Here is a 14,584-nt window from a genome sequence, read left to right as displayed (position 1 = left end):
CCGATGCCCGACGACACTGCCGACTCGACCGACGGTGACGACGCGACCGCGTCCGACCCCGAACTCGGCGTGGGACTGTTCGAGACCGACATGGGCCCCAGCTCCGCGCTCGCGCACGTCTACCGCGGGGAGATTCACCGCATGAAGTTCTGGCGCGAGCGCCTCGACCGCACTACGAACTGGGCAGTCGTCGTGATGGCGGCGGTCCTCACGTGGGCGTTCTCCGGGCGCTCGAACCCACACTACCTCCTGCTCGTGGGTGTTATCGCGCTCGGCGCGTTTCTCGGCGTGGAGGCGCGTCGCTACCGCGGCTACGACATCTGGCGGAGCCGCGTCCGCACGCTCCAGGAGAACGTCGTCGCCGTCGGCCTCGCGCCCGACGAAACGTCGCCGGACACCGACTGGCGCGAGCGCCTCGCCCGCGACTACCGCGAACCCACCATCAAGGTCTCCGCGGAGGAGGCGATTGCCCACCGCCTGCGCCGCATCTACCTGCCGCTGTCGACGGTACTGCTCGTGGCGTGGGTGGTGCGCGTCACCGCGTTCTCCCCGGTGTCGTGGCCGTCGAGTGCCGCCATCGGCTCGCTGCCCGGCGTCGTCGTGACTGCCGCCGTCGCCGTGACGTACGGAACTGCGGTCGCCGTCGCGTGCCGGCCGCGGACGTGGCACGCCCGCGGCGAACTCCGCGAGGAAGCGCTCCGGAAGCACGACTGACCTCGCACGCGCCGCGAGTCGCCGGTACGTTGAAACGCACCGTGGGCGAACCACCCGGCCCATGCTTCGGGACGCCCTCCACGCCCTGCGGACGCTGCTGTTCGACCCGCGCTCGTTCTTCGAGACGCACCCGCCCGAGCGGTCGCTGGGTAGCGCCGCGCTGGTCGTCGTCGCGGTCGCCGCCGTCACGACCGTCGCGTTCGTCGCCATCGGCGAGTACATGGCCGCCCAAATCGACGCCACCGTCACGGTCACGACAATGGAACCGTGGCCGGAGTCGACGTGCCAGTCGTTCGCCGACATGAACGGCTCGCTACCCGAACCCTGTACTATCGACGAACCGCGGACGAAGCAGGTCTCGGTCGGCGCGAAACTCCGGGACGCGATATACGGACGCATCCCCGTGATTTTCTTCGGCACCCTACTGGGCTGGGTGCTGGTCGCCGTCGCGCTGCACGCGGTGGGTGCATTCACCGGGAGCCGCGGCTCGTTCACTGCGACGCTGGCGGTTACCGGCTGGGCGACGCCGGCCCAACTCGTCCAGACCGTGCTCGGCGCGGCCGGCCTCGTCTTCCTGCTGTCGGGCGTCGACTTCGCCAGCGACCCCGAACTGCTAGCCGAGCAGCTCCGGCGACTCACGAACACGACCGGTACCGCCATCGGCGTGCTCGGCGCGCTCGTCGGCACTGCATGGCAGGCGTACATTTGGACGCACGGCCTCCAGGAAGGCCACGACGCCCAGCCGGGCAGCGCGGCCGTCGCGTCCGGCATCGTCGCCGTGCTGCTGTTCGTGCTCTCGCTGGCCTGACGTCACTTTCAGTTTCACCGCGCGGCAGGATTCCATTCTTGTGTGCGACGAGCGTCAGACGAATCTACATGGGCGACCACCCGTCCGACGCCGGCTGGCGTGTCAAGTGTCCACGCGGCCACACGCGACTGCGCCGGCAGCGCGACGGCCGGTACTACTGCCGGAGTTGCCAGCGCCACTACGACCGCCGCGACCTCCGACAGTAACACGCTGTACGTCTAGTGTCTGACGACTGTCTGCTCTTCGCGGGCGGCGTTTCGAGTGGAAAACCAACTGATAGCGACGGCGCAACGCGGCCCACCACTACCTTTCCGACGACAGAATCACGGGAAAGCGACCACCCGATACCCCTTCGTTTCGACTGGAGAGGGGTATGTTACCGTTTCTCACTATTCGTCCTGCACGAGGTCCATCGCGTCGAGTTCGCGTTCGGGGTTGTACTCCGCGAGGTCGCCGTGCTCGATACCTGCTCGCCCGGTCAACTCGCCGAGAATCGCCTCGCGAGCGTCCTCGGGGGTGTCGTACTCCTCGGGCACCAGCCGGTCGAAGACGTCCGCCAGCGCCTCCGTCTCGTTGACGATTTCGTCGCGCTCGGTCGCGTACTCGGATTTGAGTGAACTCGCGTTCGTCGGGTAACTCGACCCCTGGACGGCCGCCTCCATCGCTTCGAGGGTCTCCTCGACGTGTTCGGCGAGCGGCTCCTCGTGCTCGCTGGGGAACTCCTCGGTCGACTCCTCTGGCACGTAGTCAGCGTCGTCGCTCATGCCTAGGTGGTTCGACGCGCCCGCCAAATGCGTGCTGGCCGCCTACTTCTCGACGTCCAGCAGCGCCACGCGCTCCCGGACGACACCTGACAGGTCGCCCGCGGCCGCATCCAACTCGGCGTCGCCCACGTCGAAGAACTCCCGAATCGTCTCGCGGTCCCCGTAGACGCCCGCCTCGGGTGGCTCCACTGCCGGGAGTACGGCGGCGTCGTCGAGGAAGTCCACGACGGCGGTCACCGCGTCGTCCTCGTCACCGCCCGCGACGACGACCACGACCTCCTGCTCGCCCTCGGCGACACCCATCGCGAGCGACTCCCGAATCTGTCGGCGACCCGCCGCGTACAGCAGAATTTCGACCGCGCGGTCGCTGGCGACGTTCTCCCCGCGCTCGAACGCACGGTTGGCGTGCTCGACCGCCGACGCGAGGTGCTCGCAGCCCGCCACGTAGTCCGCGTCGAACGCCTGTACCGCGGTCTCGTGGCCGCCGTCTGGGAGGGCGGCGACGAACGTTTCTACGTCCTCGACGACCGCGGTGCCCGCGACCAGTTTCACGAGAAGTCCCCCAGGTTCGCCTGCCCGCTCCGGTCGGCCTCCTCGGCGGCCGCCACCGCGTCGGCGTCCGCGTTCACGGCGTCCATCTCCGGGTCCGGGTGGCCGACGTTCTCGAGGATGCGCTCGGCGGTCTTCTCACGGCCGCGGACCGCGCCCAGCACGAGGCTCTTCTCGGCGTTCCGGAGATCTGCCCGCGACTCGATGCCCGCGTTGTAGAGGCGCCGCGCGCGCTTCCGACCGACGTTGCGCACGCCGGCGAGGTCCAGGAGTTCCTCGCGGACGCCGTACTCCACGCGCTTGCGCGCCTCGCGCACGGCGGCCGCGGACTCCACGTCGTCGAGGTCGCCCGCGAGGCGCTCGGCGGCGTGGAGCAGCCACTCCGCGGTCTCGACCTTCCCACGGATGTCGCCTGGGCCGACGCCGTAGCGCTCCGCGATGCGGTCCTCGTCCAATTCGGAGGCCCAGTCTTCGAGGAGTTTCGCGGTCTTCAGCGCGGACAGCCAGTCCTCGAAAGCCGCCTCCTCTTCGCGGGGTGCGGATCCGAGCAGCTCGTCCTCGCGCTCGTAGGCGAGTTCCGTGTACTGCTCGCGGTCCCCCGAGCGCAGGTAGAGTTCGTACATGTCCGGCGTCCGGCTCACGAGGTGGAACAGGCCGAACGGCGTCGGGCTCGCGCCCTCGCCCTCTGCGTCACCCGTCTCGGCGTCCTCGTCGCTCGTTCCGGGCGCGCTGTCGTCCTGTAGCTCGCTGGCGGTCTGGAACGTTGCTTCCCCCGCGCGGCTCGCGGCTTCACCGCTCGCCTCGGCTGCCGTTTCCCCGCGTTTGGCCGCCCGCAGTCCGTCGACGAGCGTCGCCGCACTCATCGGGTCGACGTACAGCTGGCTCACGAGGTGGCCGGTGCTGGTCGCACGCAGCGTGCCGTCCTCGCGCTCGACGAACTCGTTCCGTTCGAGGTACGTCAGTACGTCCCGCGTGACGCTCTTCAGGCGGCCGGGGTCGTCGGTCTGCGTCGCGTACAGCGTCTCCCCGAGGAACTCGTGGAGTGCGTCCTCCGTGGTCGTGAAGCCCGTCGCGACCGCCGCGAGCACGTGCGTCCGGAGCGCGGGCTCCGCCGCGAGTTTCGAGCGCACGGGCTCGGGCTCCGCGTAGATGTAGCGGTCGAACAGCTCCTCTAGCTCGTCGTGGTTGTTCGCGAGCAGCACCGCTTCGCCGTACGGGTCCCGGCCGGGACGACCCGCGCGCCCGAACATCTGGTGGACTTCCAGCACGGACAGCGGCTGCATCCCGCCCGCGGTGCCGTCGTAGCGCTGCCAGTCCCGCACGACAACCCGGCGGCTCGGCGTGTTCACGCCCGCCGCGAGCGTCGGCGTCGCGGAGACGACCTTAATGGCGCGGTCGCGGAACGCCTCCTCGACGAGTTCGCGGTGCTCGCGCGCGAGCCCGGCGTGGTGGAATGCCGCGCCCTTCTCAACGGCGTCCGCGAGGTCGTCGCTGGTCTCCGTGTCGCTGACGCCCCGGATTTCGTCGGCGACCTCCCGGAGGCGCTTCTGGTCGTCGTCGCTGATGCCCTGCTTGGTCACGTCCGCGAGCCGGCGCGCCGCGGCTTCGGCGTTCCGCCGCGAATTCACGAACACGAGCGTCGAGCCGTCGTCAGCGAGCGTGTCCTCCACGATGGCGGCGGTTTGGCTGTCGCTGCCGCCGGTCGCCAACTCCTCCTGCGTGCCGTCGTCGTAGTGGACGGCCTGCCCGTAGTGGACGCCCGTCCGCAGGTCGATGGGCCGCCACTCCGAGTCCACGAGTTCGGCGTCCAGCCACTCCGCAATCTCGTCGGCGTTCCCGACCGTCGCCGACAGCGCAACTACCTGGAGGTCCTGCACGCGTTGGCGGAGTTTCGCCAGCGTCACTTCCAGCGTGGGCCCGCGGTGGTCGTCATCTACGAGGTGGACCTCATCCGCGACCACGCAGGAGAGGTCGTCGATCCAGCCCGCGCCGTTGCGCACCAGCGAGTCGACCTTCTCGGAGGTGGCCACGATGATGTCGTTGTCGGACAGCCGCGAGCCGTCGTCCTCGTAGTTCCCCGTGGAGACGCCCACGGAGAACCCGAACTGTTCGAACTCCTCGAACTCGGTGGCCTTCTCGCCGGCGAGCGCGCGCAGCGGCACGATATACAGCGCCTTCCCGCCGTCAGCGACCGCCGACAGCATCGCCAACTCCGCGATGAGAGTCTTCCCGCTGGCGGTCGGCACGCTCGCCACGAGGCTCTCGCCCTCGGCGACGCCCGCCTCCACGGCCTCCGCCTGCGGCGGGTAGAGCTCCTCGATGCCCCCCGATTCGAGGTGGTCGGCGACCCCCTCGGGGAGCCCGGGTACGTCCGCGACTTTCATTACGCCGAAGTAGGCGCGTCCCGCGGTTTAAACTGTCGCACCCGCCAACGTGGTTTCGCTGCTCCTCGCGTATCTGTCGCTTACCCCGTCTGTGAACACCTCGAACTCCCCCGCTCGCCACGCTTGTAGATAGTGGTCCACGAGACGGCCACGCAAGCGTGAGCGAACACGGGCTCCGAGGTGTCGTAAAAGATCGAGTTAGCAGCGGTCCGTAGACTGATTTCACACGAACGTCCACACGAGCCACATCGCCGCCGCCGCACCGAGCGGAATGGAGGCGTTATCGTCGATGACGTAGCCGCGAACCACCGGGTTGGTGCCGTCGGCAATCGTCGCGGCGAGCGCGCCGGCTGCAGCCGGCACGGGCGGCACACCGAGCAGGCTCGCGATGGCCATGCAGATGCCGAACGTCGCGAGCAACACCCACCCCTGTTTCATTTCGAGGCCGCTGGTCTGGGAGAGCAGGCCGCTCGCGGGATCCGCGAGCGCCAGCATCAGCATCGCGGGCACCGCAATCGTGGGGTCGAACAGCCACGCGGTCGCCGTCCACGAGAACATGTACAGCGCGTACCCTGCGGGGTTGTCCTGCTCGTACTCGCGGGTGAGGCGGTCGAAAATCCACCACGAGACGTAGCCGGAGAGCCGCAGTGCTTCGAGGCCCGCCGCGACGACCGACCCCGCGACGAGCAGCCACTGGACCGCCGGCCACGGGAGGACGCCAGCGAGGAACGCCCCGGGGAGGAGCACGCCGCTGGCGTGGACGAGCCGGCGATCGAGTTCGCTCACCGTTACAGGTCCGCGAAGTCGCGCTCGCCGTCCCGGAGCGCGGCCACGACGTCTACGAGGTCATCAATATCGACTCGCACCTGGTCGGTGGTGTCGCGGTCCCGCAGCGTCACCGTGTCGTCCTCAAGGGACTCGTAGTCGACGGTGACGCAGTACGGCGTCCCGACCTCGTCCTGACGTCGGTAGCGCCGGCCGATGTTCCCGGAGTCGTCGTACGTCACCGAGAGTCCGGCCTCGCGAAGGTCCGCCGCGAGGTCGCGTGCGGTGTCACCGAGGCCGTCCTTGTCCATCAGCGGGAACACGCCGACCGTCGTTGGCGACACTTCCGCGGGCAGCCGCAGCACGTCGCGGGTCTCGCCCTCGACTTCGTCCTCGTCGTAGTTGTGCGCCAGCACCGTGTACACCGCGCGCCCGACGCCGAACGCCGGCTCGACGACGTGCGGGACGATGTGGCGGCCCGACTCCGTGACTTCCTCGACGGCGAAGCCGGTCTTCTCCGTCGGCACCGTGTACGCCTCGCCGTCGACCTCTACTGTCACTTCGTCGCCGTCGAACGCCGAGCGGTCGCGCTCCGCGAGCGCTTCCAGGGCGTCCTCGACGGCACCGGCATCGCCGCCGAACTCCGGCCCGAGGTAGGACATGTCGGGGTCGACGGTCGCGCGCTCGACGGTCTTCGGCTCGTCGTACTGCTTGAAGATGGTGAAGGTGTCGTCGGCGTGCTCGCTGTGCTTCGAGAGGTCGTAGTCAGTGCGGGAGGCGACGCCCTCTAATTCGATCCAGTCGCCGTCGACCTCGCCCTCCGCATCCCAGCAGTCGCTGGCGTAGTGGGCGAGTTCGCCGGGGAGGTGCTGGCGGAACCGGAACCGCTCCATGTCCACGCCGACGCGCTCGAACCACACCTTCGAGCGCGCGAGGAAGTACGCCACCCACTCGTCGCCGACGACGCCCTCCTCGAGCGCCTCGCGCGGCGTCAGGTGGAGGTACTCCTCGCCCTCGGACTCCTGTGCGCCCGCCGGGTACAGCGGCAGTTCGACGTCCGCGACCCGGGAGAGGTCGGGGCCGTTGCCCTCGGGGTCCACGAAGAACTCCAACTCCGCCATCGTGAATTCGCGCGCACGAACGAGCGCCTTCCGCGGGCTAATCTCGTTCCGGTAACCCGTCCCGATTTGCGCGGCGCCGAACGGCAGCTGGTTGCGCGCGTACTCCTTGAGGCGCGGGAACTCCGTGAACATCCCCTGAGCGGTCTCCGGTCGCAGGTAGCCCGGCTGGCCCGACCCCGGCCCGATGGACGTCTCGAACATCAGGTTGAACTCGTCGACGGACTGGCCCGCCAGCGGCGCGCCACACGACGGACAGACGAGGTCATGCTTGGCGATGACTTCCTCAACCTTCTCCGTGGGGTAGGTCTCGGCGTCCGCGATGTCCGTGTTGTCCTCGACGACGTGGTCCGCGCGGTGGCTCTCCCCGCACTCCGCGCACTCCACGAGCATGTCGTCGAAACCGTCGAGGTGCCCCGAAGCCACGAAGACGGGTTCGGGTGTGACCGTCGGCGCATCGATTTCCATGTTCCCCTCGCGGGTGACGAAGCGGTCGCGCCACGTCTCCTCGACGTTGCGCTTCAGCGCTGCGCCCTCCGGGCCGTACGTGTAGAACCCCGAGACGCCGCCGTAGGCCTCGTTCGCCTGGAAGAAGAACCCGCGTCGCCGCGCGAGCTCGTCGAGCTCACTCATCGGTCAGCCCCGCCAGCAGGTCGACGTCGCGCACGATGCCGACGAGGCTGTCGCCGGACACCAGCGGCACCTGTTCGATGTCGTTGGTGAGCATCGTCTGTGCGACCTCGCGGGCGCTCCGGCGCTTGGTCACCGTCACCACGTCGGGCGTCATGAACTCCCGCACGGGCGCCGCCGGGATTTCGACGTTCCGCGTCGGCAGATAGCGCGCGCCGACCGCCTTGATGGACTCCCACTTCCAGTCATCGTCGTCGTCCGCGATGGAGTCACCGGTGTCGGCTTCGCCCTCGACGACGCGCGCGACCTCGATGATGTCCACCTCCGTCAGCATCCCCGCCATCTCGGCGTCCTCGCCCAAGACGACGGTGTAGGGGACGTTCGCGTACGAGATTTCGCGCTCCGCGACGGTCAGCGGCGTCTCCGCGTACGTCGTGTTCACGTCCTTCCGCGCGAGCTCGCCGACACCGGTGTCGCCGTCCTCCTCGCCGTCCGCGATGGCGCGCACGACGTCCGTGACCGTGATGATGCCTTTGAGGTGGCCGTCCTCGACGACCGGGACGCGACGCGTCCCCTCGCGGTGCATCAGCCCCGCGACCTCCCGGACGGTGGCGTCCGTGGTCGTCGTCGGCACGTCCCGCATCAGCATCGCTAACTGGTCCTCCTCGGGATGTTCGATGAGGTCGTCCCGGGACACCAGTCCCCGGTACTGCTCGCCGTCGCTCGTCGGCTTCACCACGGGCACGGAGGAGAACGCCCGCTCCTGAATATACTCGAGGATGTCGTCCCGCGTCCCCGGAAGCTCAACCGTCACTACGTCATCCCGAGGGGTCATCGCGTCAGCGACGTTCATGTAGGCGTCGTACTTTCCCCACCCATTTGTAGGCTACGACACCGCATTCCAGACGCTCACCGCCACTACCAGTCGTTCCCATCCTTCGGTGCAGCCGTGCCTGACCGCGCGGCCACGAACGCCCTGTGTGGGTCCCGAACAGCTCTACTGCAGACGACCCCTCACGACGACGAGAAACCCCGCGTGCTACGAGGAAACAGCCTCCGGAGCGGCGAGCCGAGGCGGCTGGCGGCACCGTCGTGGACGCATACTCCTCGGATCACCAGCAAACAAACTACAGATCGGCAACGTACCGGCTGGCTTCTAGACCACGAAGTCTGCAACGCACACCCGCTGCCCCACCATCTACGATCCGAACCACCAACCGCCACCTCGAGAATTATGGGCATTCAGGTCGCCTTCCACCCAATAATTCTCTGTACCTCCTGCATACACGGTGCCGATGTGGCCGAACTGCCCGCCCGCCGCCACCGCACGTCGACACGAAACACCGACCGTACAGCGACGCCTCACCCGCTAAACGCCGCCTTCAGGATCAACGTAACCACCACACCTACAGCGAATGGCCACCCGGCCTCAATCACACCCCCTACAGAGCCCCTCCCACTCCGCAAGCTCCACCGACAACCCCCGCTGTAGGGCGGGCAGCGACTCGCCGTGGGCACGTGTGGATTCGTGGTGGCGCGACTGCGGGCGGACGCCGAGCGCGGGTTGCGAGCCGGTCTCCCGGGCGTGTAGGCAGCTGTGGCTCCGACGATCGATGGGGGTGTGGTGTGACGCTAGTCGTGCCGAAATTGTTGTACAGACTCCCGCTTTTGGGGATGTTTGCGTCGATGATGTGGCCTTGCTAGGGGTGGTGTGGGCCACCGCGAGGGTGGCGCCAGCGATAGGGAAGTGCCGGCGTGCTCGGGGGCCGCTGACGCGGTTCGATGGCGGGAGTGCCAGCAGCGAAGCCAGACGTCGGCTGGCGGTTTGCGGGCATGTAAGTCGCCGGTCAATGGCCGGCTACGAGCCGGGGCTGGCCGCGCCGACCGGTCGCCCGATGCCGTCGTCGCGGATCGCGCTGCCGGCCGCTGCTGGCGTCGCCAATACTTGTACAGAGTCACGCCGGCTCGCGATTCCCGCGGCGACGACGAGAGCGATCTGAACGGCTGACCGCAACCACGGATCGGACGGAGCGTCGACGCCCATGCGTTAGCGTCGCCGGATTGCACCCGTTGTTCACCCCCAACCTGCAGCCCCGACACGCACACACCCCCTCGCTGGATCGTGGTTTGCACTCCGTGGTCGGTAACCGCAGCCATCCCTGAGCACGCTCATTCGGCTCGCTGGCCTCTCGCCCCTTCACGTCTCGCTCCCCACTAACCGCCAGCTAGCGACTCACCAGCGGTGGTGACGGTACAGAGCTCTCTCGGCTGTTTTCTTGTGGAAGAGACCGTCTTTGTAGTTGCTGGCCGCTGTTGTCTTCGAGTGGTGCATCGGTGTTGGGTCCCGTGGGTGAGGTGTCGGTCGCCCGTGGGCCCAGTGTCCCGGGTTGCGACGAACAGCCACCCGTAGATGGGTTTGCTGGTTGTCGTGCGATGAAGCCGCGTGATTGGGGCGACGGCACGCGGGTACTGCGGGTCGGTGCAGGGCTGGACGTGGCGGTACTGGGGTGGTCGTGAAGTGCTCGGGGGCCACGTATGGCGAGTAGGGGGCTGAATTATGGGTGGCGCATGGTGTGTGGCCGTATGAGACTCAGGCCGTACGTTTGGGATTCCTGGAATTTAGGGTGGGTTACAACAGTCGGCGTGACCGCTGGTGGCTGTTGGGAACGAGATTGCTGTGTACTGCTACGAGGTGGTGTCGAATGTCCGTGACCGCCGTTGCGCGCCTTGTGCTTGCGGGATCGGGGGACGATCTCGAGGTGACGGCGCGAATCATTCCCGCGAACGAACGGGTGTATGGCGACGTAAAGGTGTCTGTGAACGGCTCAGGTTCATGGATGTCTCTCCGTTCGGCGTTCTCCCTCGCTGCATGGGCGGCAGACGTCGCCGAGGTTGTTCGTGATCGGCTTTCTCGGATTAGTCGGCCGGCCGAGCAGCTCATCGAATCCCCCAGAATCATAGGCGCTCGGTTGCGGTGGTGTTCATTTGCGCCCGCGGAGCGGTGGAGGCGTACTCGCGTCTTCACCGAATTATGTCCTCCGAACAACTCAGCGCGATTCCCGAAACCGTCCCGGAAGGATCGCACGAGTGGATCTTGAACTACGAACGAAGCGATCCCCCGAGGAGTCGATGGCCGTCTCTTTTGCTCGAAAAAGCGGCCGCTAGGGGGTGCGGTCGGCGTCTGGGAACTGGTACGAGGTTGACGTCGTCGCCGAGACGTGCACCTGCCCGGATTGAGGGTATCGCACGCCGGAGGGCTGCTATAAGCACCTGCGGCGCGTGGACGTCGAACTCAAGATCGGCCGTGTTCCGCGGCCAGATGGACGGCTCCGGGACCAGGCGCGCACAAGCCTTAACTAACAGAACTCCCGGTAAGCGAGGTTCTGTTGGTTAACCCGAACTCATCATATCAGAGCCACCAACCCCACCGACAGCACTGCCCGACGAGTGTTCGCTCTCTCTACGGCAGGTCTTCTGCGTCGTGCTAATCCGCGAATTATGCTACGCCGCGCTAATCGTTACTCTCGTGGGAGTTCCTCAATTTTGGCGGGAGCACCACCTCTCCGCCCCTCACATAAAGATAATCACCACGGCAATTGTTATCCAACATGAATAAAGTGGATGATTTGGATTCTGTCGCGATAATCCCTGATCTACCGACTGTATTTGGTGTTTGTTGGTTACTCACACAGATATTGTGGACTCTATCGCAAAAACATGCCATCCGTTCACGAAGACTTTAAGTGAGTAAGCTATGGAAATGGGGGTATGCCACGCAAAGGCAAAGATGAGAAGAATACTAGCCGCCGGCGGTTCCTCAAAGCAACTGGTGCGGTCGCCCTCACTTCTGCGGTCGCAGGCTGCAGCAGTGGTGGAGACAGCGGTAGCGAGTCGACCTCGAGCGGCACGACGACTACGGACAAGGGAGCGTTCTCGCCGGATTTCGATAGCTATCCCTACGGGATTAACGAGACGCAAGTCGACCAAGCCCGCCAGGTGATGGAGGACGCCGGCTACGGGCCGAACAATCGCTATGAGCTCAACTGGCTCCAGTACCAGGACCCTGCCTGGGAAGAAATGGCGAACACGATTCGTGCCCGTCTGGAGTCCGCCCACATCGACATGAACATCAATCAGGCGGACTTCGGGTCGCTCCTCAACGACACCGAGCAGGGCAACCACGAAGCCTTCACGCTCGGCTGGGTCGCTGACTACCCCCAGCCCCGGAACTTCCTGCAGCTCGTCCAGCCGGAGAACACGAACTACAACGAGAGCGGAGCGAACGGTGCCCGCCTCTTCTGGACGGAAAATGCCGAAGAGTCCGACCAGGTGCGGAAGTACATGAGCGAGCAGTACAGCCGCATTCTGGACAACCCGGGCGACTCCGAGGCGGAAGTCCAGACCCGTGGCGAAGCTGCCGTCAATATGGAAGAGGCACTGTGGGAGTCGTGCGCCCTCATCCCCATCTACCACCAGAAGGACGAAGTCTTCTGGTACGACCACGTCGACTACGAGCCGTATGGCGGGATGGGTGCGTCCCGGCAGAAAGCGAACATCGCCGTCAATTCGCTCGAAGGCAAAGACCGCCTGAGCGAGATCTCGGACACGTTCAACTCCCTCGACCCGGCCGCCTCCGGCAACACACAGAGTGGTGCGCAAGTCATGTACATGTTCGACGCGCCACTCAACTACCGCAACGGAACGACTGAGGTCGAGAACCTCCTCATTCAGGACTACGAGATCAGCGACGACCTCACCGAATACACCTTCACGCTCAAGGAAGGCGTCCAGTTCCACAACGACTACGGCGAGCTTACGGCCGCCGACGTCGTCTACTCGATTCGCCGCGTGATGGAGTCGACGAATTCCACGAACCAGTACTTCCCCGTCTCCGTGCTCGGCATTGAGCACGAAACCGACGACGACGGCAACATCACAGAAGCCACCGGCGTCGAAGCTACCGGCACCTACGAGTTCACGCTCTCCCTCGAGCAGCCGTTCCCGTACGGGCTCGAAGTGCTCGCGTACGGCGCGTTCTCCGTGCTTCCTGAAGGCATCGTCGGCGATATCGACGGCTACGAAGGCGACATGGAGTACTCGGAGTTCTCCGCGTCCAACCCCGTCGGCTGCGGCCCCTTCCAGTTCGTCAACTGGGAGTCCGGCAACGGTGGCGAAGTGAACCTCGACACCTTCGACGACTACCACGGCGCCCCCGCCTCCTTCGAGGGCGTCGACAACGCGATTATCTCCGACACGTCCGCCCGGTACAACTACTTCATCAACGAGAACGCCGACATCGCGCCGATTCCGACCTCACAGTACGACCCCAGCCTTGTCTCCGTTGAGGAGACCCGCGAGGGTGGGCGTGAAATCGGGACGTACGGCCCCATGGAGAACGACCAGACTGTCAACTACTCCGGCGTGCCGACAATTGACACGTACTACGTTGGGTTCCACATGGAGAAGGTGCCGAAGGCAGTCCGGCAGGCGATGGCGTACGTCGTGAACCGCGAGCAGTTCGTCTCGAACGTGTTCAAGGAGCGCGGTGCTGGCGCGTATCACCTCGAGCCTCCCCAAGTATTCCCGGGTGGCCAGTCGGCTTACGACCAGCATTACCAGGGGTAACGGCCCGTTTCCACCGGGAAATCGAACCATTTTTCAAAACACAATTCATGCCTTAGGCTGACGAACGCCCTGATTCCACACATAATGGCAATTATGAGCCGTACCCAACAGGTTGTCACCGGTGAAAGAATGTGAACCGATTCATCTACCTCCTCAAACGACTACTGCTCGGTATCCCTGTCCTACTCTTCGGGCTCACCGTCACGTTCCTCGTGCTCTACCTCGGCCCAATCGACCCCGTCCTCGCCATTCTCGGTCGAGACGCCAACCCCGCCGCCGCCCGTCAGCTCGAAATCGCACTCGGCATCCGCTACTCCGACGGGAGTATGGTCCCACTCTGGATCCAGTACAAGAACTTCCTCGTCGACATGGTGACTTTCAACTTCGGCACTTCCTGGGGGGTTGCCCGCAACCAGCCCGTCATGGATCTCATCATCGGCCGCTTGCCCGCAACGCTCTGGCTGGGCTTCTGGTCGGTCGTCATCGCCCTCGGCTTCGGCGTTCCGATCGGCCTTTACGCCGGCCTTAACTCCAACACGTGGGGCGACTACTTCGCGTCTTTCGGCGGGATTGTCTGGCGTGCGATGCCGAACTTCTGGCTCGCCGTGATGCTCGCTGGCGTCCTCTCAGCGGGCGGCATTCTCTCCGGTTATCGGGATTTCCTCATCAAAACGGACGTCATCGGTACGCCCGACGAACTCCAATACCTCTTCTCCGGTATCGACGTCTTCCCCGGTATCCCGATTCTGGAATATCTTTGGATTCCCATTCCGAACCTCATGCCGATGGCGGCAGCCTTCAAGTGGATTCTGCCAGCCGCGCTCGTCCTCGGCTCCGCCTCGATGGGGAACGAAGTCCGCATCGGCCGCACGGCCGTCCTCGAGAGCCTCAATTCCGAATACATCGACACGGCAAAGGCAAAGGGGGTTTCGACGCGGCGAATCATCACCAAACACGTCGGCCGGAACGCAGTGATTCCGCTGCTCCCCGTCATCATGGGTGAGTTCTACTTGCTAATTGGCGGGTCCGTCCTCGTCGAAAGCGTGTTCAGCATCAACGGCCTCGGGAACCTCTTCCTGCGGGCCGCGTTCGCAGCAGACATCCCCGTTCTGATGTCGCTGACGTTCATCTTCATCGTGATTCAGATCCTCTTCAACACCACCCAGGACATTCTGTACACGTATATCGACCCGCGAATCACCCTTGCGGACAACAACGAGTGAGCTT

General features: G+C 65.6%; 12 protein-coding genes and 1 pseudogene. 6 read left to right on the top strand and 7 right to left on the bottom strand.

The annotated features are described in order from the left end of the window. Positions 1–3: 3 nt before the first annotated feature. The 3 genes from LPA44_RS03795 to LPA44_RS03785 all read left to right on the top strand — a co-directional run bounded on the left by LPA44_RS03795 (position 4) and on the right by LPA44_RS03785 (position 1,728). On the top strand, positions 4–714 hold the full coding sequence (locus LPA44_RS03795; protein WP_230888254.1) for a DUF2270 domain-containing protein: 711 nt from the start codon (positions 4–6) through the stop codon (positions 712–714). A 61-nt stretch (positions 715–775) separates the two neighbouring features. Next, entirely contained in the window at positions 776–1,522 is a 747-nt protein-coding gene (locus LPA44_RS03790) for a Yip1 family protein (RefSeq protein WP_230888253.1), read from the top strand. A gap of 68 nt (positions 1,523–1,590) precedes the next feature. Next, positions 1,591–1,728, top strand: coding sequence for a hypothetical protein (locus LPA44_RS03785; protein WP_230888252.1), 138 nt, complete (start codon positions 1,591–1,593; stop codon positions 1,726–1,728). A 183-nt stretch (positions 1,729–1,911) separates the two neighbouring features. Here the strand turns inward: LPA44_RS03785 and LPA44_RS03780 are convergent, their stop codons facing one another. The 7 genes from LPA44_RS03780 to LPA44_RS03750 all read right to left on the bottom strand — a co-directional run bounded on the left by LPA44_RS03780 (position 1,912) and on the right by LPA44_RS03750 (position 9,776). Next, positions 1,912–2,286: a hypothetical protein gene (locus tag LPA44_RS03780; protein ID WP_230888251.1), complete on the bottom strand. Its 375-nt coding sequence runs from the start codon at positions 2,284–2,286 to the stop codon at positions 1,912–1,914. A gap of 42 nt (positions 2,287–2,328) precedes the next feature. Further along, on the bottom strand, positions 2,329–2,838 hold the full coding sequence (gene cgi121 / locus LPA44_RS03775) for a KEOPS complex subunit Cgi121 (RefSeq protein WP_230888250.1): 510 nt from the start codon (positions 2,836–2,838) through the stop codon (positions 2,329–2,331). Beyond that, positions 2,835–5,219: an ATP-dependent DNA helicase gene (locus LPA44_RS03770; RefSeq protein WP_230888249.1), complete on the bottom strand. Its 2,385-nt coding sequence runs from the start codon at positions 5,217–5,219 to the stop codon at positions 2,835–2,837. The genes cgi121 and LPA44_RS03770 overlap by 4 nt, the downstream gene beginning before the upstream one ends. Positions 5,220–5,441: 222 nt before the next feature. Then, entirely contained in the window at positions 5,442–6,005 is a 564-nt protein-coding gene (locus LPA44_RS03765; protein WP_230888248.1) for a dolichol kinase, read from the bottom strand. A 2-nt stretch (positions 6,006–6,007) separates the two neighbouring features. Next, positions 6,008–7,735: a glycine--tRNA ligase gene (gene glyS / locus LPA44_RS03760; RefSeq protein WP_230888247.1), complete on the bottom strand. Its 1,728-nt coding sequence runs from the start codon at positions 7,733–7,735 to the stop codon at positions 6,008–6,010. Continuing rightward, positions 7,728–8,585, bottom strand: a complete 858-nt coding sequence (locus LPA44_RS03755; protein WP_230888246.1) for a CBS domain-containing protein — start codon at positions 8,583–8,585, stop codon at positions 7,728–7,730. The genes glyS and LPA44_RS03755 overlap by 8 nt, the downstream gene beginning before the upstream one ends. 1,005 nt (positions 8,586–9,590) lie before the next feature. After that, positions 9,591–9,776 carry a hypothetical protein gene (locus tag LPA44_RS03750; protein ID WP_230888245.1) on the bottom strand — a complete coding sequence of 62 codons (186 nt, stop codon included), beginning with the start codon at positions 9,774–9,776 and terminating at the stop codon, positions 9,591–9,593. A gap of 1,046 nt (positions 9,777–10,822) precedes the next feature. Here LPA44_RS03750 and LPA44_RS18330 point away from each other — a divergent pair. From LPA44_RS18330 to LPA44_RS03735, 3 genes and pseudogenes are all read left to right on the top strand, one after another. Beyond that, positions 10,823–11,092 (top strand): annotated as a pseudogene (locus LPA44_RS18330) (hypothetical protein); the annotation flags it as partial. Between the two features lie 408 nt (positions 11,093–11,500). Next, a complete protein-coding gene (locus LPA44_RS03740; protein ID WP_230888244.1) occupies positions 11,501–13,357 on the top strand; it encodes an ABC transporter substrate-binding protein in 1,857 nt (618 codons plus the stop codon). A gap of 131 nt (positions 13,358–13,488) precedes the next feature. Continuing rightward, the gene (locus LPA44_RS03735) at positions 13,489–14,580 is read left to right on the top strand and encodes an ABC transporter permease (RefSeq protein ID WP_230888243.1); all 1,092 of its coding nucleotides are present in this window, start codon (positions 13,489–13,491) and stop codon (positions 14,578–14,580) included. Positions 14,581–14,584: the final 4 nt, after the last annotated feature.

This window comes from Halobacterium sp. KA-4 (assembly GCF_021028995.1).
GTDB lineage: Archaea > Halobacteriota > Halobacteria > Halobacteriales > Halobacteriaceae > Halobacterium.
The sequence above is the reverse complement of the archived record's forward strand: the minus strand, read 5'-3'. Positions and strand labels throughout refer to the sequence as shown.

Bases quoted from the DNA above. Each gene is read 5' to 3' on its own strand.
- LPA44_RS03790 (WP_230888253.1), top strand. From the start codon at position 776: ATGCTTCGGGACGCCCTCCACGCCCTGCGGACGCTGCTGTTCGACCCG.
- LPA44_RS03750 (WP_230888245.1), bottom strand. From the start codon at position 9,776: ATGGGCGTCGACGCTCCGTCCGATCCGTGGTTGCGGTCAGCCGTTCAG.
- LPA44_RS03740 (WP_230888244.1), top strand. From the start codon at position 11,501: ATGCCACGCAAAGGCAAAGATGAGAAGAATACTAGCCGCCGGCGGTTC.
- LPA44_RS03755 (WP_230888246.1), bottom strand. From the start codon at position 8,585: ATGAACGTCGCTGACGCGATGACCCCTCGGGATGACGTAGTGACGGTT.
- LPA44_RS03795 (WP_230888254.1), top strand. From the start codon at position 4: ATGCCCGACGACACTGCCGACTCGACCGACGGTGACGACGCGACCGCG.
- LPA44_RS03770 (WP_230888249.1), bottom strand. From the start codon at position 5,219: ATGAAAGTCGCGGACGTACCCGGGCTCCCCGAGGGGGTCGCCGACCAC.
- glyS (WP_230888247.1), bottom strand. From the start codon at position 7,735: ATGAGTGAGCTCGACGAGCTCGCGCGGCGACGCGGGTTCTTCTTCCAG.
- LPA44_RS03780 (WP_230888251.1), bottom strand. From the start codon at position 2,286: ATGAGCGACGACGCTGACTACGTGCCAGAGGAGTCGACCGAGGAGTTC.
- LPA44_RS03785 (WP_230888252.1), top strand. From the start codon at position 1,591: ATGGGCGACCACCCGTCCGACGCCGGCTGGCGTGTCAAGTGTCCACGC.